At 62.8% G+C, this 18,230-nt stretch carries 18 protein-coding genes; 7 read left to right on the forward strand and 11 right to left on the reverse strand.

Annotated features, from left to right (window positions below; translation table 11 throughout):
- Positions 1-471 precede the first annotated feature (471 nt).
- A complete protein-coding gene (locus tag RNA01_RS06710) occupies positions 472-1,410 on the forward strand; it encodes a DMT family transporter (protein ID WP_147179200.1) in 939 nt (312 codons plus the stop codon).
- A 266-nt stretch (positions 1,411-1,676) separates the two neighbouring features.
- Positions 1,677-2,579: a hypothetical protein gene (locus tag RNA01_RS06715; protein ID WP_235916474.1), complete on the forward strand. Its 903-nt coding sequence runs from the start codon at positions 1,677-1,679 to the stop codon at positions 2,577-2,579.
- A gap of 26 nt (positions 2,580-2,605) precedes the next feature.
- Here RNA01_RS06715 and RNA01_RS23645 read toward each other — a convergent pair whose 3' ends face one another.
- From RNA01_RS23645 to RNA01_RS06750, 8 genes are all read right to left on the reverse strand, one after another.
- Positions 2,606-2,764 carry a hypothetical protein gene (locus RNA01_RS23645; protein WP_170253382.1) on the reverse strand — a complete coding sequence of 53 codons (159 nt, stop codon included), beginning with the start codon at positions 2,762-2,764 and terminating at the stop codon, positions 2,606-2,608.
- 117 nt (positions 2,765-2,881) lie between these two features.
- A complete protein-coding gene (locus RNA01_RS06720; RefSeq protein ID WP_371864054.1) occupies positions 2,882-3,082 on the reverse strand; it encodes a hypothetical protein in 201 nt (66 codons plus the stop codon).
- A gap of 143 nt (positions 3,083-3,225) precedes the next feature.
- Entirely contained in the window at positions 3,226-4,098 is an 873-nt protein-coding gene (locus tag RNA01_RS06725; RefSeq protein WP_147179201.1) for a uracil-DNA glycosylase, read from the reverse strand.
- Between the two features lie 510 nt (positions 4,099-4,608).
- Positions 4,609-5,901 carry an Hsp70 family protein gene (locus RNA01_RS06730; RefSeq protein WP_147179202.1) on the reverse strand — a complete coding sequence of 431 codons (1,293 nt, stop codon included), beginning with the start codon at positions 5,899-5,901 and terminating at the stop codon, positions 4,609-4,611.
- 158 nt (positions 5,902-6,059) lie between these two features.
- A complete protein-coding gene (locus tag RNA01_RS06735) occupies positions 6,060-6,260 on the reverse strand; it encodes a hypothetical protein (RefSeq protein WP_147179203.1) in 201 nt (66 codons plus the stop codon).
- A gap of 81 nt (positions 6,261-6,341) precedes the next feature.
- Entirely contained in the window at positions 6,342-6,578 is a 237-nt protein-coding gene (locus RNA01_RS06740; protein ID WP_147179204.1) for a hypothetical protein, read from the reverse strand.
- Between the two features lie 148 nt (positions 6,579-6,726).
- The gene (locus tag RNA01_RS06745) at positions 6,727-6,951 is read right to left on the reverse strand and encodes a hypothetical protein (RefSeq protein ID WP_147179205.1); all 225 of its coding nucleotides are present in this window, start codon (positions 6,949-6,951) and stop codon (positions 6,727-6,729) included.
- Between the two features lie 180 nt (positions 6,952-7,131).
- The gene (locus tag RNA01_RS06750) at positions 7,132-8,016 is read right to left on the reverse strand and encodes a LysR family transcriptional regulator (protein ID WP_147179413.1); all 885 of its coding nucleotides are present in this window, start codon (positions 8,014-8,016) and stop codon (positions 7,132-7,134) included.
- A 103-nt stretch (positions 8,017-8,119) separates the two neighbouring features.
- On the opposite strand from RNA01_RS06750, the gene blaOXA reads away from it, so the two are divergent.
- A complete protein-coding gene (blaOXA, locus tag RNA01_RS06755) occupies positions 8,120-8,941 on the forward strand; it encodes a class D beta-lactamase (protein WP_147179206.1) in 822 nt (273 codons plus the stop codon).
- 163 nt (positions 8,942-9,104) lie between these two features.
- Here blaOXA and RNA01_RS06760 read toward each other — a convergent pair whose 3' ends face one another.
- The 3 genes from RNA01_RS06760 to RNA01_RS06770 all read right to left on the reverse strand — a co-directional run bounded on the left by RNA01_RS06760 (position 9,105) and on the right by RNA01_RS06770 (position 12,747).
- A complete protein-coding gene (locus tag RNA01_RS06760; protein ID WP_147179207.1) occupies positions 9,105-9,893 on the reverse strand; it encodes an SDR family oxidoreductase in 789 nt (262 codons plus the stop codon).
- 227 nt (positions 9,894-10,120) lie between these two features.
- Positions 10,121-11,197, reverse strand: coding sequence for an NAD(P)/FAD-dependent oxidoreductase (locus tag RNA01_RS06765; protein WP_147179208.1), 1,077 nt, complete (start codon positions 11,195-11,197; stop codon positions 10,121-10,123).
- Between the two features lie 143 nt (positions 11,198-11,340).
- Positions 11,341-12,747, reverse strand: coding sequence for an FAD-binding oxidoreductase (locus RNA01_RS06770; RefSeq protein ID WP_147179209.1), 1,407 nt, complete (start codon positions 12,745-12,747; stop codon positions 11,341-11,343).
- Positions 12,748-13,036: 289 nt separating this feature from the next.
- On the opposite strand from RNA01_RS06770, the gene RNA01_RS06775 reads away from it, so the two are divergent.
- The 4 genes from RNA01_RS06775 (at position 13,037) to RNA01_RS06790 (ending at position 18,135) form a co-directional block, all read left to right on the forward strand.
- Entirely contained in the window at positions 13,037-14,701 is a 1,665-nt protein-coding gene (locus tag RNA01_RS06775) for an electron transfer flavoprotein-ubiquinone oxidoreductase (protein ID WP_147179210.1), read from the forward strand.
- Between the two features lie 283 nt (positions 14,702-14,984).
- Positions 14,985-15,470: an EF-hand domain-containing protein gene (locus tag RNA01_RS06780; protein WP_170253383.1), complete on the forward strand. Its 486-nt coding sequence runs from the start codon at positions 14,985-14,987 to the stop codon at positions 15,468-15,470.
- Between the two features lie 294 nt (positions 15,471-15,764).
- A complete protein-coding gene (locus RNA01_RS06785; RefSeq protein ID WP_147179212.1) occupies positions 15,765-16,871 on the forward strand; it encodes a branched-chain amino acid aminotransferase in 1,107 nt (368 codons plus the stop codon).
- Positions 16,872-17,091: 220 nt separating this feature from the next.
- The gene (locus RNA01_RS06790; RefSeq protein ID WP_210245735.1) at positions 17,092-18,135 is read left to right on the forward strand and encodes a hypothetical protein; all 1,044 of its coding nucleotides are present in this window, start codon (positions 17,092-17,094) and stop codon (positions 18,133-18,135) included.
- Positions 18,136-18,230: the final 95 nt, after the last annotated feature.

Consider the following 18,230-nt stretch of genomic DNA (forward strand, 5'->3'; position numbering starts at 1 on the left):
GCCGCAAGCCGAAAATCTTGCCCCTCCGGCTCGCGCGCGCCACCGTAAATGGATTCTTGGCGCCAGGCGTCGCGCGGATGGTGTTGTCATCCTCGCCGCCGACAAGGTCGTCACCGCTCGCGCAGGTTCTCGGGCCAGGTGAGGGGCATCGTCCGCCAGGCCAAAAAATCTCGGCGTTGGATCTTTGATCGATGACCGGGTGAATTGGCCGATCACGAAAAAAATAGACAAGACAGACAATGAACGTGATCGCTCCGACGATTGCGGCTGCACCTTCATTGTGGAATCCGCCCGGCTCAGGGGGCGACGGCTTTGCGTTCGCGCCTTCTTCTTGCCCTTGCCTGCGCTGGCTGGAAGTGCCACTCTTCCAATGGGATTCTGTCAAGTGCATCGGCCGTGGCGTTTCCTTATCCTTTGGCTCGGGGCGTTCTGCGCTCTTCCCGCCGCTCCCGCCCTGACATGAGTCCCCCCATGGCCGTTGTCGCCTCCAGTCCGCTTCGCGGCATCCTGATGAAAGTCGCCTCGGTCGCCGTTTTCGTCGGCATGCAGGCCAGTATCAAGCTCGCGGGCTCCGGCATGCCGGCCGGGCAGATCGCCTTTTATCGCTCCGCTTTCGCCATCGTGCCGATCCTTGCCTATCTCGCAATGCGGGGTGACCTGCGCTCGGCCTTTCAAACCGCCAATCCGCTCGGTCATCTGAAGCGAGGCCTGATCGGCGTCGCGGCCATGGGCATCGGCTTTTACGGTCTTGTGCTGCTGCCGCTGCCGGATGCGATCGCGATCGGCTATGCCATGCCGCTTCTTGCTGTGGTTTTCGCTGCCGTGTTTCTCGGCGAGACGGTACGTGCTTATCGCTGGACGGCGGTTGTCGTCGGACTGGTCGGGGTGATGATCATCTCCTGGCCGAAGCTTACGCTCTTCGGCGAGCAGGGGTTCGGGTCGGCTGCGGCTACAGGCGCAGTGGCGGTGCTGGTGTCAGCCATGCTTGGAGCCGCCGCGATGATGCAGGTGCGTCAGCTGGTCAAGGAGGAGAAGACCGCGACCATCGTCCTGTTCTTCTCTTTGACCGCGTCGCTGCTGTCGGCCGTCACCTGGTTCTTCGGCTGGCAGGTATTGAGCTGGCAGTCGCTCGGTTTGATGGCGCTTGCCGGTTTCTTCGGCGGTCTCGGGCAGATCCTGCTGACCGAGAGTTATCGCCACGCCGATGTCTCCACCGTGGCGCCCTTCGAATACACCTCGATCATTCTCGGCTCGGTGATCGCCTATCTGCTGTTTGACGAGGTGCCGACGATGACAACGCTGGTCGGGGCGGCAATCGTGGTTGGTGCAGGCATCTTCATCATCTATCGGGAACACCAGCTGGGTCTCGAGCGCCGTGCAGCGCGCAAGGCATCGACGCCTCAGGGTTGAAGTACAGACGATCATCCTTGCGATACGCCGCTTTTTCGGCGCGTGAGGGGGATAAAGATTGAAACAGAGGGAAGGTTAGGGCACGTTGGAGGTCTAAACCGATACTTCCGCGGTCGCGGAAGCCAGCATGATCGACGTGAATTCTATGAGATTTTATAGTGAAGTCCCCTGTCCTCGCTGGCGTTGCCAAGATCAGGATGCCGACTTTTCTTCCCCGAATGGCGTGATCATGTGGTGCGGCTTTCGCGCGAACGGGAGGGTTTGTCTTGGCCCTCTCGGTTGATGACCTCAGCGGCAATCCCGCATTCCTGGAGGCCCTCAAGGTCTATTCGGTCGATCTGCGGGGCGAATATGACGACAATCCGCGGCTGGCGCGGCTGCTTACGTCGCATCAGCGCTGGTTGCTCAGTCAATGCGCCTTCGCGCTGCACCTCGAATACGATCCTGCGGCTCCCCGTTCCGGACTGACGGCATCGCGTCTGCGAGACATGATCACCGCCAGCAATGCGGCAAGCCGCAATACCGTCTTGAACTTCCTCGATCAGATGCTGAGCTATCGCTACATCAGCCTTGCCGGAGAGGCCGGGCGGCGGCCGCGCCGCTTCGAGGCGACGGAGGTCAGCCATACCGGCATGATGCGCTGGACGCTGGCCAATCTCGCCACGCTCGACCGGGTCGACGGCGGCGAGCGCGCGGCGACCTTGCTGTCGCATCCGGAGCTTTTCCGTATCATCCAGCCCTATACGGCGCGTCGCTCGCTCGAGCATGGCGGCTGGCGCGAGCCGCCGCCGCTGGTGGCGATGTTTCAATGGACGGAGGCGGGCGGGCTGGTGATGGATGAACTGGTGCGGCGGATCGAGACGAGCGATGCGAGCGCCGAACGCTATGATATAGGCCGCGTCGACGCCCGCGCCTTGGCGGCGCATTTCATGATGTCGCGGACCCATTTGCAGCGCCTGCTACGCCGTGCCATCGAGGCCGGCGGGCTGCAATGGCAGGATGAAACGAAAAAGACCCACCTGTGGTTTATGGCCGGTCTGCTGCACGAATACTGCGGCTGGCAGGCGATCAAGTTCTCCATTATCGACCAGGCCTTCGATCATGCCTGTGTCACACTTCTCCCCTCCGCGCGGCGGGAGGTCCCGTCCCTGGCCGGTCTCAAGAGCTGAACACGCCGCCTATACGGCGGCGGCGCTCAAAGCGGGATGTGAAGGGCGAGGGCGTTCTCGAGGCGCGAAGAGCGCCTGGTCTTTCCGGCGGCCGCCTGGCTGTAAGCCTCGGACACATCGATGGCCATGCCGATCTGGCTGACGGCGGCTCTCAGGCTGCGGAGCGGATGGAACTTCGTGGTCATGGCATTCTCCTTTGCATGTCTTGCATGAAAGCCCAGGGGCGGTTCGCAAGGGTGGTGGGGCTTGTTTCATCGAGTGTAGTGCGGTGCACAAATGCCCAGCCGCACCCGCTGGTGCGGTCACGCCTGTCGGAAATCGGCGAACAGGGCGACAGGACGGGCGATCATGGTCGCGCGGCCAAGGCCAAGCGCGGTCAATTGCTCGTTGGTGGCCGAGCCGAAGCGGTGGTAGGGCTGGCCACTGCGCAGCGGCTCGGCGGCGAGGCGCAGGGTCTCGAACTTGCAGTGCAGCGGGCGGGCGCGAACGATCATGGCCGTCATCCTTGTCTTCCGACTCCTCCCGTGAGTGACAGTATATATCGCAGTGCAGCATAAATGAGGCAAGCGCGCGAACGCGACGCAGCCATGTGAAAAGCGCATGGCGTTCCGCATATTGGTGTCACAAGTGCCGAAAGTTTAGGCGCTCAGCCTTCCGCGAGGCGGTCGGCGAAGGCCTTGAGGTCGCGCCAGGCGAGCGCCTTGCTGGCTGGCGCGGTCAGAAGCTCCTGCGGGTGCAGCGTGGCGATCGCCGGGACGGCATGATTGCCGCAGGCGATGTCACGCCATTCGCCGCGAAGCGCATGGATCGTGCCGGTTTCGCCGAAGAAGAACCGGGCGGTGAAATTGCCGAACAACAGCACGGCCTTCGGTTCGGCAAGCTCGATCTGCCGCTCGATGAACGGCCGGCATATGGCCGCTTCCGGCACCGACGGCGCGCGGTCGCCGGGCGGGCGCCAGGGGATCACGGTGCTGATCAGCACGGTCTCGCGGGCAAGGCCGATGGCGGCCAGCATACGGTCGAGCAGCAGGCCGGCGCGTCCGGAGAAAGCCACGCCCTCCCGGTCGTCATCAGCGCTCGGCATTGGCCCGATCACCATGATGCGGTTCGCCGGCTCACCGCTTGCGAAGATCGTCGAGCGGGCGCTGGTCTTGAGGTTGCATCCGGCGAATGCCGCCACCGCGGTGCCGAGTTCTGAAAGCGAGCGGGCACTCTCGGCGGCAAAGCGCGCCTCGGTGATGGCGTGTTCGTCCGGGATGGCCGGCAGCGCCGAAGGCGAGGCGGTCTTCGGCGGCGGCGGGGCTGACGGCCGCGTACGAGCGGTCGAGGGCTGCGCGCCTTCCGATGCCGCGAGCGCGGCCGCAGCCGGTGCCCGGACATTGCGGGCCGCGCGTTGCTCGGCAAATTCAGCGATCCGGTTGACCGGATCATCCTCCACCAGCCATTCCACGCCGGCTTCGGCGTGAAAATGCAAAAGCGCAGCCAGTTCGGCGGGCGTCATGTCGCGGGCGGTGATCATCGGCCTGTTCTAGTGCAGTGCTTGAGCAAAGGAAACTGATTCCTGCGGGGCGGAAAGGTTGAGCCCGCTTGGGGATTTCGCGCTTTCCTCGCGCGCATCCTTCGGTCTAAGGTCGGCCACGGACTCGATCCCAAACAAAGATCTATTCCTTCCGAATGCGGCTCAGACCGTGGCCTTCTACCGCTACACCGCCACCGGCGAGCGGGTCGACAACATCACCGACTCGGGGCTGAAGCAGTTTCAAAAGGCCTATGGCAAGGACGGGCGGAGTTCTCCTCCTCGTGGGGAGGGGGGCGGCGGAGATAAAAGCCGCGCCCGCCGAGGCCGAGGCGAAAACCCCTCCCGGCCACCCTCCCCACAAGAGGGAGGGCAAAGCCGCCGCCATCACCAAGCGGGACATTTTTCACTATGTCTACGGTGGGCTCCCCTCCCTTGGCGGGAGAGACCCCTCTGGCCTGCCGGCCATCTCCCCCACAAGGGGGAGACTGAACCTCTGTTCGTGGCCGCTCCTCAGGCCACCCATTGCTCGATGTCGTCGCGCTCGCCGATCAGGGCAAGGCCGTGGGCGATCGAGACGAGTTCGCCGCCGGTCTCGATGCGCGAGGTGTCGAAACGGTCGGTGAAGATCTTGCGCACGGCGGGAACGAAGGACGTGCCGCCGGTGAGGAAGACCTTGTCGATCGCGCCGGGGGCGGTGCCGGTGTTGGTCAGCACCTCGTCGAGCGCACCCTCGATGCGGGCGAGATCCTCGGCGATCCAGCTTTCGAATTCGCTGCGCTTGACGGTCTTTTCTCCGGCCTTGCCAAGCGGCGAGAAGCGGAATTCGGCTTCCTCGGCCGAGGACAGTGCCATCTTGGTGGCCGAAACCGCCTGATAGAGCGGATAGCCCTCGTCATGCTCGACCAGATCGATGAACAGTTCCAGCTTGTCCGGCTCAAGGCTCTGGCGCACCAGCGATTTCAGGTCGGCATATTCGCGCGAGGTCTTGAACACCGAGAGCTGGTTCCAGCGCGAGAAGCTGGTGTAGTAATTGCTCGGCACATCGAGCACCTTGTCGAAACTCTTGAACTGGCTGCCCTTGCCGATTTCCGGCGCCACCAGATGCTCGATGATCCGGGCGTCGAACTGGTCGCCGGCGATGCCGACGCCGGAATGGCCGACCGGCACGGCGGAGAGCTTGCCGCCATGGGTCTCGAAGCGGATCAGCGAGTAGTCGGTCGTGCCGCCGCCGAAGTCGGCGACGAGGATGGTCGCGTCCTGCGTCAGGTGCTGGGCGAAGTAGAAGGCGGCCGCCACCGGCTCGTAGACATAGTGGATCTCGGGAAAGCCGAGGCGGGTGAGCGCCGCGTTGTAACGGGTGATGGCGAGTTCCGGATCAGGGCTGGCGCCGGCGAAATGCACCGGTCGGCCGGTGACGATCCGTTTGGCGCCGGAGGGCCAGCCGTCGCCGGCATAGGCTTCGAGACGCTTGAGGAAGACCTCCATCAGGTCCTCGAACTGGAAGCGCCGCGCATGCACCAGCGTTCCCTGGAACAGCGGCGAGGCGGCGAAGGTCTTGATCGATTGCAGAAAGCGGCAGTCGCCGGGATTGTCGATGAAGGCGCGGATCGCCGCCTGTCCGGCCTCGACCTTGAGCGCGCCGGCGCCGAGCTGGCGATCCTTCATGAAGGAAAGCGCCGTGCGCATGCTGTCGCTGACGCCGGCCGGCGAGGTGAAGCTGACCGAATGGGTGGCGCGATCGTTGTCGGCGAGCGCCATCACCGTGTTTGTCGTGCCGAAATCAAGCCCCAGCGCCTCAGCCATTGCCGCGCTCCTTCGTCGTCTTGTCGTTTGTTGGAACCGGGCGGTGCCCGAAGATGAAAAAAGGGCGCGCTGAGCGCCCCCGGAATGAGAGGGGGCCTAATGCCATGAAGGGGACGGGGAAGGCAAGGGCCATGCGGCCCGATCGGACGTGTGTCGTCTTAGCGCGCTGTGCGTCGCGCGATCCAGATCAGCACGAGGCCACCGACCGCAAGCATTGCGCCATAGGCAATCCACGGGCTCTGGTCGATCATGAAGCTGGATGCGGGATAGGGGAAATAGCCGCTGCCCTGCCCGATCCAGACAAGGCCGACAAGCAGTGCGAGCGCGCCGAGAATGGTGAATATCCGTCTTGTCGCCATGATGTGTTCCCCCGCGCGTGATCCGTCCGGATGAAGATAGGGCGGCTCGCTGTTTCGGCCAGACCTCAACGGACCGACATCTCACACTTCGCCGTAATAGCGCAAAACGAGCGTCTCTGACGGCGTCTCGCCGTCCATATCCGCGGGCGAGGCGAAGTCGGCAAGCAACTGGCCGACGATTCGGGCCTGGGCGGCGGTTTGCGACCGGGCGGTGGCGGCGCAAACGGCCGGCGCCGATTTGCGTGAAGCGGCGCCGGCGCGAATCCGGCTCGAATTCCTGGGGACCCCATCGCCATTGGCGTTGATCAGGTCGGGCATCGCTTCAATCCTGTTCGGTCTGTCGAACAGGCTATAGCGGTTGCGCCTTGCGTTTCCGTGGATCTGTTTGTTCGGATTCTTGTAAAAGGCGGTCGACCGGACTGCAGGCCCAGCCGCTGCCGTTTTTCACGTTGTCGGATCAAGGCGATCAGTTTGCCGTCTTGTGTTCCCGGCGCAGGAACCAGCGCGCGCCGATGAAGACGATCAGGCCGAACACGGCGACGAGCATGCCGTTGATCGTCCAGACGCTTTCGTTCGGCATGAAGTCCGTGCCGGGCAGGTGAAAGGCACCGGTGCCGTGCGCGACCCAGGCGATGCCGACGAGAATCGTCAAGGCCCCGACGACGGTGAATAGCTGGCGAATGTGCTCCAATAGTCTCTCCTCCCATGGAACAATTTGTCGCACCCACTATAGTCGAGTCTGAGCCGGACGCCAGCGAAATCCGCTGCCGGTTGCGCGATGGCTAAAATGACGAAAACCCTGCAAACGCAGCGCGTTGCGGGGGCTTCCGGAGCGCTTGCACGACAGCGTGGCGGCCAGTGAGGAAGCGGCCTAGCCGACCGAGCGCGTCTCCTCCGCCATCTCGATCATCCATTCCGAAAAGACCTTCATCGCCGGCGTCGGCGCGCGGGACTTCAACCGGGTCAGCCAGTAGCTGCCCTTGGACACATAGACGGGGAAGGGCTGTTCGAGCGCGCCGGAGGCGAGGTGGCGGGAGAACATCAGCGGCGGCGCGAGCGCCACGCCGGCACCCTGCAGGGCCGTCTCCACCATCAGCACGGAGGAGTCGAAGACGGGACCGGTGATTGGCGGGGGGACGGCATTGGCCGCCTCGAACCAGCCGGGCCATTCGTCGGCGCGGTAGGAGCGCAGGAGCGTCGCGCGTCCGACATCCTCCGGGTTCTTCAGCCGCGCGGCGACGGCCGGCACACAGAGCGCCGACAGCGGCGCCTCGAACAGGGCTTCCGCCTCTGTATCGTGCCAGGCGCCATTGCCGAAGCGGATCGCGAAGTCGAGGCCTTCGGCGGCGATGTCGACACGGTTGTTGTTCGTGGAGAGGCGCACGTCGATGAAAGGGTGGCGAGCGCGGAAGTCGGCAAGACGGGGGAGCAGCCAGCCGACGGCAAAGGTGCCGACGGCGCCAAGCGTCAGCACCTCGCGCATGTGCCCGCCCTCGAAGCGCTCCAGCATGTCGGCCATGCGGTCGAAACTCTCCCTCAGCGTCGGAAGCAGCGCCAGCCCCTCCTCGGTGATCATCAGGCCGCGCGGCAGGCGGCGGAAGAGCGTGACGCCGAGCCGCTGTTCGAGCAGCTTCACCTGGTGGCTGACGGCCGCCTGGGTGACGCGCAGCTCGATCGCTGCCCGGGTGAAGGAAAGATGACGGGCGGCGGCCTCGAAGGCGCGCAGCGCGTTCAGCGGAAGATATGGCCGGACCATCATATGCCCTAGTTCTATTTATGGCTCCCGCCAGTTATCATCGTTTGTCGCTCACTCGCAATCGCGCCTACAACAGGGACGCCCAAACCGAGGGAGCCATACCATGATCATAGAGAGACGCGGCTTTCTTGCCGCCGCTATCGGCCTTTTTGCCGTATTTTGTGCCGCGGACCCGGCATTTGCCATCGATCCGATCCGCTGCACGGTCGTTCTCGACGCGGATAGCGGAGAGGTGATCCATCGGCAAGGGAGCTGCGACCGGCGCGTCTATCCCATGTCGACCTTCAAGCTGCCTTTGGCCATGATGGGTTATGACGCGGGCGTTCTGAAGGACGAGACGACGCCGCGCTGGGACTACCAGGCGAAGTTCGGCGGCCCTGCGCGGGTGAAGAAGGCCTTTGATCCGACCGGCTGGGAACGGGAATCGATCGTCTGGTACTCGCAGGAAATTACCCGGCGGCTGGGCGCCAAGCGCTTCGACGATTACGTGCGCCGTTTCGACTACGGCAACCGCGACGTCTCCGGCGGACCTGGCGATCTCGACGGGCTGACCGAATCCTGGCTGATGTCGTCTCTGGTGATTTCGCCGGACGAGCAGGCGGACTTCCTCCGCCGTTTCCTGAACGGCAAGCTGCCGATCCCAGATCATGCAAGGGTGATGACGCAGGCGATCACGCCACGCTTCGAGGCGGCTGACGGCTGGGTGATCCATGGCAAGACGGGCAGCGGCTGGATGCGTGACGCGAAGGGTGCGCGCGACGGAAACCGCCCGATCGGCTGGTTCGTGGGCTGGGCCGAGCGGCAAGGCCGCAAAGTGGTCTTCGCGCGGCTGCATGTGGCGAATCGCCCCTACAAGGAGCCGATCAGCTTCGAGACCCGTGACGCGCTGATTGCCGACCTGCCGGGGATCCTGGCCGGTCTATAGGTGGCGGGAGAAGCCACATGCGGCGACTGGCGCCGCCACGCGGTCCGCGAACGCCGGCGAAATTCTGTGTCCGTCGCATATGGGCCAAAATGATGAAAACCCCGCACGCATCGCGCGTTGCGGGGGTTTCTCTCTGAAGGACCGTTGGCCCACGGATGGGTTATCAGATCGATTGGGCCGCTCCGCCGTCGACGCGCATCATCGTGCCTGTGACATAGGAGGCGGGCACCGAGCACAGGAAGGCGGCGGCGGCGGCGAATTCCTCGACCTTGCCGAGCCTGCCGGCCGGAATCGATTTCAGCGAAGCGGTGCGCACCTCGTCCACCGTCTTTCCCGCCTTCTTGGCGTTGGCCGCATCGAGTTCGTCGATGCGGTCGGTATGGATGCGGCCCGGCAGGATCATATTGGCGGTGACGCCATAGGAGGCGACTTCGGTCGAAAGCGTCTTGTTCCAGCCGACCAGGGCCGAGCGCAGCGTGTTGGACAGCGCCAGATTGGGGATCGGCTCGAACACGCCGGAAGAGGCGACGGTCAGGATGCGGCCAAAACCCTGCGTCTGCATCAGCGGCAAGAGCGCATTGGTGAGCGTGATGACCCGCACCACCATCGACTGGAAGAAATTATAGAGCTTTTCCGCCGTCATCTCCTCCGCCGTGCCGGGCGTCGGGCCGCCGGTGTTGTTGACCAGGATGTCGATGCCGCCGAGCGTCTGGTGGACGGCCGCGAGCATCTTGTCGACGAAATCGCCGTCCGACAGATCGGCCACGACATAATCGGCCTTGCCTTTACCGGCCGCGTTGATCGCCTCGCAATTGGCCTTCAGCTTGTCGCCGCTTCGGCCGCACAAGAGGACATGCGCGCCCTCATCGGCCAGCGCCTTGGCGATGCCGAGGCCAAGGCCCCGCGACGAGGCGAGCACAAGCGCGCGCTTTCCCGAAATTCCAAGATCCATGTGAATTCCTTCCCTGTTCCTGTGTCCGCCGCAGGCGGTGTCGGGCAAGGTTATAGAGCCGCCATCGGCTTTGGGAAGGGAAAGCATCGGAAAAAGAGCCGCATCAAAGGCTTGGTCAGGCTTGTGTGATGGGGCAATCCGACAATTTGTTTTGCTAAGGGGCGCGGTGGCGGCGGCGACCAGCCGAAATGTCGCTTGTATCTTTCGGTGCCTTGCCGTTGGTCGAGCTAGAAGCGGTTCAACCGATACGGTGCGAGCAGGGGATCATTCGTGCCTTGCGTTATTTCCGAAGACGCAAGTCGCCCCATCAGGGGGGCCAGTATGACGCCGGCGTGCATGACGGAAAGGTACAAGCCATTGACACCGCCAATCCGCCCGATGATCGGCAGGCGATCTTTTGGATAGGGCCGCAATCCTACCTGCACATCCATCAGTTCAACATTATCGCCTCCGACGAGATGCGTCCTGATTTCACCCATTGTCCGTTCCGCCACAGCCCGAGGTCCGTTCTCCTCGGTGTCGTCGATGTAGCTTTCTGCACCCAGCATGACCGTATCCGAGTGAGGTCGCAATTCCACGTATTGGTTGGCGATCACTCTATTTATCAGGCGCTTGGGGGTGCTAAACCGCATCAAGATGGAGGGGGACGCTTCCAACGGTAGGTCCAAGCCGAGTGGCTGGGATAGCTCTCTTGATGCGACGCCTGCCGCCAGCACGACGGTATCCGCCTCGATCCTGCCCTGTGACGTCACGATACCGACTATGTCGGATCCTTTTGTCGCCAGAGAAAGGACTTCGGTCTCGAGGCGAATATCCGCGCCCGCTTCCCTTGCTGCCCGCACCATTAGTTCGGTTGCCGCGACGGGATCTACCGCGCCTTCACTTGCCGCGAACGCGGCATGAACCGGTAAGTTTTTAAGGCATGGTTCCATAACGCCGAGCTGATCCCGTCGAATAAGGCGCATATTATGGCCCATGGCGACCCGTTCTTGGAAAAAACGCTCCGTTTCGTCCGGGTCCGCGTACCAGGTCAAAGCACCCGACCAGTCGATCTGAAGGCGTCCGCCAAGTTCGCTCTCCAACCTGCGCCATTCGTCGACGGCCCTCTTGCGCAATTCCAGATAAATCTTGGGCTGGCCGTAGGATACGTTGATCCATGCGAACGACCGATGGGTAACCCCGCTGGCTGGTTTTCCGCGGTCGACAAGCGTAACCCGTACATCGCGTTTGGCCAGATGATAGGCGAGGGAGGCGCCCATAATGCCGGCGCCGATGATGACGATGCTCGCTCGCCCTGATGCCATTTGCTGCGCTCCGTTGAGTATTCGGATTGATGGCGTGGCTATGCCGGGTCTTAACCCGGTCTGACAGCCGATCTGTGGGAGGTTGCAGAATAAGAGCTTTTACAATTGCCGCAATGGCCAGATTTTGCGCAATTCCTGGGTACTTAAAACGGCACTTTCCCCGGATTGAACACCCCCTTCGGGTCCACCGCCTGTTTGATGACGTGTGCCAGCGCCCGCTTCTCCGGCGAGACATTCGTCTCGTAGCCGTGGCGCTTTTCGACGCCCACGCCGTGTTCGGCGGAAAAGCTGCCACCGGCGTCACGTATGCCGGCGTAGACCGCGTCCTCGACGGCCAGAAGCTCGGTTTGCGGCAGCGGGCCGGGCCTGATTAGCGTGAGGTGCAGGTTGCCGTCGGCGACATGGCCGTAGACATAGGCGTCATAGGTCGGGTCGATCGCCTGCAGCCGCGCATGGAGCCCGGCGACATAGGCATCCAGATAGGTCGGCGGCACGGAAATGTCGAAGGAGGGAGCGCTGGGGATTGCGGCATAGTAGAAGCCGGAGTCCTCGCGCATGTCCCAGAATTTCTTCGCCTGGTCGAGCGACTGGGCGATCAGACCGCCCTTGAGGTCGACCGCTTCCCAGAGCGTCTCCAGTCCGTGCTCCAGCGCGGCCGTCGCCGCCTCCACGGTTTCCGCCGACAGCTCGATGAGAAGCGCCGCGGCGTCGTCTTCGAGCCAGGAGAGGTCAAAGCCCTTGAGCGCCGCGCAGTCGCGGATGTAGCGCGGCCACATCATTTCGGCGGCTTCCAGCGTGACAGCGGAGCGCGTGCGAAAATGTCGGATGACGGCAAGCGCCGAGGTGGCGTCGGTGACGCCGAGCAAGGCGGTGGCCCGGTGCGGGCGCTGCGGCTCAAGCTTCAGCACCACTCGGGTGACAAAACCGAAGGCGCCTTCGCCGCCGATGAAGAGATGTTTCAGGTCCGGTCCGGCGGAAACCTTCACCACGCGGGTCATGTCGGAAAGCACGTCGCCCGAGGGCAGCACGGCCTCCAGCCCCAGCACCTGATGGCGCATCACGCCGTTGCGGAAGGCTAGAATGCCGCCGGCATTGGTCGAGACCATGCCGCCGATGGTTGCCGTACCGCGTGATCCGAGATCGATGCCGGTCGTCAGCCCATGAGCGGCGGCGGCCTGTTGCAGGCTTTCGAGCGGCACACCGGCTTCCACCTCCACCGTCATCTCCTCCGGATGGATGGCGAGGATGCGGTTGAGGCGCGCGGACGACAGGATGACCTCGCCGGCGTGGCTGACGTTGCCGCCGACGAGGCCGCTCAGCCCACCCTGGGGCACGATCGCGACGGCGTTGTCATTGCACCAGCGTATGAGTGCGGCCGCAGCCTCGGTCGAGCCGGGTTGGGCCATGACGCCACAGGCGAGATTGTCCGCGTGTTCGCCGGGATGGCGGCCCGCCAGAGCGTCGGGGCCGAGGATGGTAAGCTCGGCGTGAAGACCTGAAAGCTGTTCCACCAGTTCCATCGCGGTGAAGCGCCGCCATTCGCTCGTCATCGATACGCGTCCTTGATCCGATTGCGGTGCGCCATGCGCAAGATCGGCGCGCCTTTTCCGGGTGGATCTTTAGTCCGGCTCGCGGCTCGGGACAATCCTCGATGCGTGCAGAGACCCGGTCGGGGTCTTGCTGTTGAATTGACGTTAACGTAAACGTTAGATATTCTGAACGGGAATGTCACCCGGCCTTAATTTCGAGCCACTGCGTGTCGCATCGCGGCTCGACAAGGCGCTTGTGTTTTGACAAGGAAGAGGCCGAAGTCTGGGATAGTCCGAGCGGAGAGAGATGATGAGCGAACAACACGAACTGCCCGAACGCGAGAGCATGGAATTCGACGTGGTGATCGTCGGCGCAGGCCCGGCCGGTTTGTCGGCGGCGATCCGCCTGAAGCAGGTCAATCCGGACCTGACCGTCGTCGTTCTGGAAAAGGGTTCGGAAGTCGGCGCGCATATCCTGTCCGGCGCCGTTGTCGATCCGATCGGCATCGACAAGCTGCTGCCGGGCTGGCGCGACGAGGCCGACCATCCGTTCAAGACCGAAGTCAAGGACGACCAGTTCCTCTTCCTCGGCCCGGCCGGCTCGATCCGTCTGCCCAATATGTTCATGCCGCCGCTGATGAGCAATCACGGCAATTACATCGTCTCGCTCGGCAACGTCTGTCGCTGGCTTGCCACCCATGCCGAGGCGCTGGGCGTCGAGATCTATCCGGGCTTTGCCGCTACCGAAGTGCTCTACAATGACGCGGGCGCGGTGATCGGCGTCGCGACCGGCGACATGGGCGTCGAGAAGAACGGCGAACCGGGGCCGAACTACACGCGCGGCATGGAACTGCTCGGCAAATATGTGCTGATCGGGGAGGGCGTGCGTGGTTCGCTCGCCAAGCAGCTGATTGCCAAATTCGATCTCCAGAAGGATCGTGAGCCGCAGAAGTTCGGCATCGGCCTCAAGGAACTCTGGCAGGTCAAGCCGGAGCACCATCGCCAAGGCCTGGTGCAGCACTCCTTCGGCTGGCCGCTCGATATGAAAACCGGCGGCGGCTCCTTCCTCTATCACCTGGAAGACAACCTCGTGGCGGTCGGCTTCGTCGTCCACCTGAACTACAAGAACCCCTATCTCTTCCCCTTCGAGGAGTTCCAGCGCTTCAAGACCCATCCGGCGATCGCCCCGACCTTCGAGGGCGCCAAGCGCCTGTCCTACGGCGCCCGTGCCATCACCGAGGGCGGCTATCAGTCGGTGCCGAAGCTCTCGTTCCCGGGCGGCGCGCTGATCGGCTGTTCCGCCGGCTTCGTCAATGTGCCGCGCATCAAGGGCAGCCATAACGCCGTGCTCTCCGGCATGCTGGCGGCGGACAAGATCGCCGAGGCCATCGCGAGCGGCCGCGCCAATGACGAGCCGGTCGCGATCGAGAACGAATGGCGCGCAACCGATATAGGTACGGACCTCAAGCGGGTGCGCAACGTCAAGCCGCTGTGGTCAAAGCTCGGCACGGCGCTCGGCGTCAGCCTGGGCGGTCTCGATATGTGGACCAACCAGCTGTTCGGTTTCTCCCTCTTCGGCACGCTGAAGCACGGCAAGACCGATGCCGCCTCGCTCGAGCCGGCAGCCAAGCACAAGCCGATCGCCTATCCGAAGCCGGATGGCGTGCTGACCTTCGACCGTCTGTCTTCGGTGTTCCTGTCGAACACCAACCATGAGGAGGACCAGCCGGTCCACCTGAAGGTCAAGGATATGGCCTTGCAGAAGTCGTCGGAACTCGGCGTCTATGCCGGCCCCTCGACCCGCTATTGCCCGGCTGGCGTCTATGAGTGGGTGGAGAAGGATGGCGAGGAGGTCTACGTGATCAACGCGCAGAACTGCGTGCACTGCAAGACCTGCGACATCAAGGATCCGAACCAGAACATCAACTGGGTGCCGCCGCAGGGTGGCGAAGGTCCGGTCTATCCGAATATGTGATGTTCCTCCGCTCGCCGTTCCCGCGAACAGCGGGCAGCGGCGGCGGCAATTTTTCCGAATATGAAGCGCAAAAACACCTGCCGTCCCTCGGATGGCAGGTGTTTTGCGTTTGATCGGGCGAAATGCCGGCCGGGTCTCCCGCCCGTGCGCTGTAGTTTACCTCTCCTTGATGTATATCAATTTCCATATGCGATTATGGATTAAGGTGCGAACCGTCGGGCGAGATCGCGCAGCGGTCCACCGGTTTCTGTTCAAAGCTCTACGCAATTGGAGGAATAAGCTCATGACACCGAAAATGAAGATCCTGCTCTCCCTGACTCTGACGACGGCCCTGTTCGCCGGCGTGGTCGAAGCTCAGCAGTATGGCAATGGTATGGGCTGGGGCCGCGGCGGCATGATGATGAATGGGCCGGGGCGCGGTCGTTTCCCGATCATTGATGCCGACGAAAACGGTGTTGTCAGCGCGGAAGAGGCGGCGTCGGCCGCTGAGGAAGTCTTCGCGGCCATGGACGCTGATGACAATGGCGAATTGACCATGGAAGAATATATGACGGTCCGTATGGGGCCGCAGAATGGCTGGAACAAGGACCGCCAGGCCGCGCGGGAAAAGGAAAAGGCGGCCCGTTTCGCCGAGATGGACACAGATAAGAACGGCAGCGTGTCCCAGGCCGAGTTCATCGCCAATGCCAAGGCTCGCTTCGAGGCGGCGGATGGCGACAAGGATGGCAAGGTTACCCCCTGGGAGTGGCGCAGCCAGCAGTGGAAATAACCCCACCATCGACAGATGGGCCCGGTGACCGGAGGACTGGTTGCCGGCCCCTCGCAAACGAGCCGATGGTTGCCGTAAGCCCCACGCGCGGTCCACTTCTGAGCGAAGCGTAGGCGGTATCTTCGCTCCCTCCGCCCTGTGTCTTGAGGGCAGGCTGGGTCATTGCCGCGATGTCCTTGGACACATCTTCGCCTGCGATGCGGCGTAGCGATCTTTCACAATGACGGCTTGAAAAACGGTGGCCAAAGCGGCAGTTTGCGTGCCACCTTAATGGTCAGCTGAAAGATCATCCCGATGCCATCCACGACTTCGCCGCTTACCTTCGATATCAAGCCAAGCGCCAATCCGTTGCCGGAGGCCGATCGCCTGAAGGCCTTCGAGAGCCTCGGCTTCGGCACACTGTTTTCCGACCATATGGCGGTCATTCGCTGGAGCGAGGGCAAGGGCTGGCACTCCGCCGAAGTGACGGCGCGCGCGCCGTTCCCGATCGACCCTGCATCGAGCATATTGCACTACGCTCAGGAAATCTTCGAGGGCATGAAGGCCTATCGCACCGCCGACGGCCGAGCCGTGCTGTTCCGCCCGGAGGAAAACGCCCGCCGTTTCAACGAGTCTGCCCGCCGCATGGCGATGCCGGAGCTGCCGGAGGCGGATTTCCTGGCAGCGGTCGAGAAGCTGGTGCGCATCGATGCCAGGTGGATCCCGCAAGGCGAGGGCAGCAGCCTCTATCTGCGGCCATTCATGTTCGCCAGCGAAACCTTCCTCGGCGTGCGTCCGTCGAGGGAGTATATCTTCTGCGTGATCGCCTCTCCGGTCGGTCCCTATTTCAAGGGCGGAGCCAAGCCTGTCAGCATCTGGGTGTCTCAGGACTACACCCGCGCTGCACCGGGCGGAACGGGCGCTGCCAAATGCGGAGGCAATTACGCGGCGAGCCTCGTCGCCCAGGCCGAGGCCTACGGCAAGGGCTGCGACCAGGTCGTCTTCCTTGACGCGGCCGAGCACAAATGGGTCGAGGAACTGGGCGGCATGAACGTCTTCTTCGTCATGGCCGACGGTTCGCTTGTCACCCCGCCGCTCGGTGGCACGATCCTGCCGGGCATCACGCGCAAGTCGCTGATTACGCTGGCGCATGAAGAGGGCATCACCGTCGAGGAGAAGCCCTATTCCTTCGCGGAGTGGAAGGCGGACGTGGCCAGTGGCAAGCTCAAGGAAGCGTTCGCCTGCGGCACCGCCGCTGTGGTCGCCGCGATCGGCATGGTGAAATATCCGGACGGCGAGTTCCAGATCTCTGACGGTCAGACCGGCCCGGTCACGGCCCGCCTACGCGATGCGCTGATCGGCATCCAGCGCGGCCAGAGCAATGACCGTCACGGTTGGCTCCATACGATCGCCGGCGTCTGATCTGGCGCTATCCCGATCCCTGTCTATACAAGGGGCTCGTTCGCGGTGCGGACGGGCCTTTTCATGATTTGCGCGGTGCGGACAAATCCCCGCATCGGCTGTGTCTGCTCCCGTAGGTCGCCATCATAACGGGATGACAGGAACGTCAAGAATCTGTCGTATTACTGTCGTCTGACAGGAATACCCACCGAGTGATCGCAACACCCGAGGGGAAAGATTCATGGCCTTCAAGTTTACAAAGATCGCATTTGGCGCCGGTATCGCATTGGCCGCAGCCTCCTTTTCGACCGCAGCATTTGCCGACGATACGGCTTATACGATGGGCCTTTGGGGCGATATGCCCTATGCCAAGGCCGACGATCAGCCGCGTATTCCAGCGCTGCTGGATGATATGAACGCCTCCGATATCGCATTTTCCATGTATGACGGCGACATCAAGGACGGCAGCTCGAAGTGCACCGACGACATCTACGAATCGGCCATTTCGATGTTCAACACGTTGAAGAAGCCGGTGATCTACGTTCCCGGCGATAACGAGTGGACTGACTGTCATCGCACCAACAACGGCGGCTACGACAACCTCGAGCGCCTTGACCATATTCGCAAGACCATGTTCACGACCGCGGACAGCTTTGGCGCCGAGAAAGTCGCTTTGGAACATCAGGGCAAGCCCGGCGAGAAGTTCTCCGAGAATACGCGCCTGGTACGCGGACCGGCGATGTTTGTCGGCCTGAACGTACCGGGCTCCAACAACAACAAGGTCAACGACGACAAGGATTGCACCAAGAAGAGCGCCCGTACTCCGGAGCAGTGCGCCGCCGACAACGTCGAATACGTCGAGCGTGATGCTGCCAACATCGAGTGGCTGCATGGTTCCTTCGAGGCGGCAAAGGCAGCCAATCTCAAGGGCGTGATGCTTGTTCTCCAGGGTGATCTCGGCTTCGACATTCCGGAAACGGAAGACGAGGACGAAAGCCGCCTTCCGGGCCTGGAAGGCTATGCCGCCTTCCTCGACGCCGTCTACAATGAAACCGCAGCCTTCCCGGGCCAGGTCGTTCTGGTGCATGGCGACACGCACTTCTTCAAGATGGACAAGCCGATGAAGGATGCGACCCACATGCTTCCGAATTTTACCCGCCTCGAGACATTCGGCAGCCCGAATGTGCATTGGGTCAAGGTGACCGTGGATGCGGCTAACCGCGACGTCTTCACCTTCAATCCGATGATTGTCGAAGCCAACGCCATGGTTGGCGTCGACAAGTAAGCTTCGGCGACGATCATATGAAGACCCGCGGAAATCCCTTCCGCGGGTCTTCCGATTCCGGCCCTGCGGTCTTCTCGAGGATTCACGTCCATGAT

Source organism: Paenirhizobium naphthalenivorans (genome assembly GCF_007992095.1).
Taxonomy (GTDB): domain Bacteria; phylum Pseudomonadota; class Alphaproteobacteria; order Rhizobiales; family Rhizobiaceae; genus Allorhizobium; species Allorhizobium naphthalenivorans.

Coding starts and splice junctions, on each gene's coding strand:
- RNA01_RS06740 (WP_147179204.1), bottom strand. CDS start 6,578: ATGCCCGACCTGATCAACGCCAATGGCGATGGGGTCCCCAGGAATTCG.
- RNA01_RS06770 (WP_147179209.1), bottom strand. CDS start 12,747: ATGACGAGCGAATGGCGGCGCTTCACCGCGATGGAACTGGTGGAACAG.
- RNA01_RS06730 (WP_147179202.1), bottom strand. CDS start 5,901: ATGGCTGAGGCGCTGGGGCTTGATTTCGGCACGACAAACACGGTGATG.
- RNA01_RS06735 (WP_147179203.1), bottom strand. CDS start 6,260: ATGGCGACAAGACGGATATTCACCATTCTCGGCGCGCTCGCACTGCTT.
- RNA01_RS06775 (WP_147179210.1), top strand. CDS start 13,037: ATGAGCGAACAACACGAACTGCCCGAACGCGAGAGCATGGAATTCGAC.
- blaOXA (WP_147179206.1), top strand. CDS start 8,120: ATGATCATAGAGAGACGCGGCTTTCTTGCCGCCGCTATCGGCCTTTTT.
- RNA01_RS06725 (WP_147179201.1), bottom strand. CDS start 4,098: ATGATCACCGCCCGCGACATGACGCCCGCCGAACTGGCTGCGCTTTTG.
- RNA01_RS06780 (WP_170253383.1), top strand. CDS start 14,985: ATGACACCGAAAATGAAGATCCTGCTCTCCCTGACTCTGACGACGGCC.
- RNA01_RS06785 (WP_147179212.1), top strand. CDS start 15,765: ATGCCATCCACGACTTCGCCGCTTACCTTCGATATCAAGCCAAGCGCC.
- RNA01_RS06710 (WP_147179200.1), top strand. CDS start 472: ATGGCCGTTGTCGCCTCCAGTCCGCTTCGCGGCATCCTGATGAAAGTC.
- RNA01_RS06765 (WP_147179208.1), bottom strand. CDS start 11,197: ATGGCATCAGGGCGAGCGAGCATCGTCATCATCGGCGCCGGCATTATG.
- RNA01_RS23645 (WP_170253382.1), bottom strand. CDS start 2,764: ATGACCACGAAGTTCCATCCGCTCCGCAGCCTGAGAGCCGCCGTCAGC.
- RNA01_RS06750 (WP_147179413.1), bottom strand. CDS start 8,016: ATGGTCCGGCCATATCTTCCGCTGAACGCGCTGCGCGCCTTCGAGGCC.
- RNA01_RS06720 (WP_371864054.1), bottom strand. CDS start 3,082: ATGACGGCCATGATCGTTCGCGCCCGCCCGCTGCACTGCAAGTTCGAG.
- RNA01_RS06760 (WP_147179207.1), bottom strand. CDS start 9,893: ATGGATCTTGGAATTTCGGGAAAGCGCGCGCTTGTGCTCGCCTCGTCG.
- RNA01_RS06790 (WP_210245735.1), top strand. CDS start 17,092: ATGGCCTTCAAGTTTACAAAGATCGCATTTGGCGCCGGTATCGCATTG.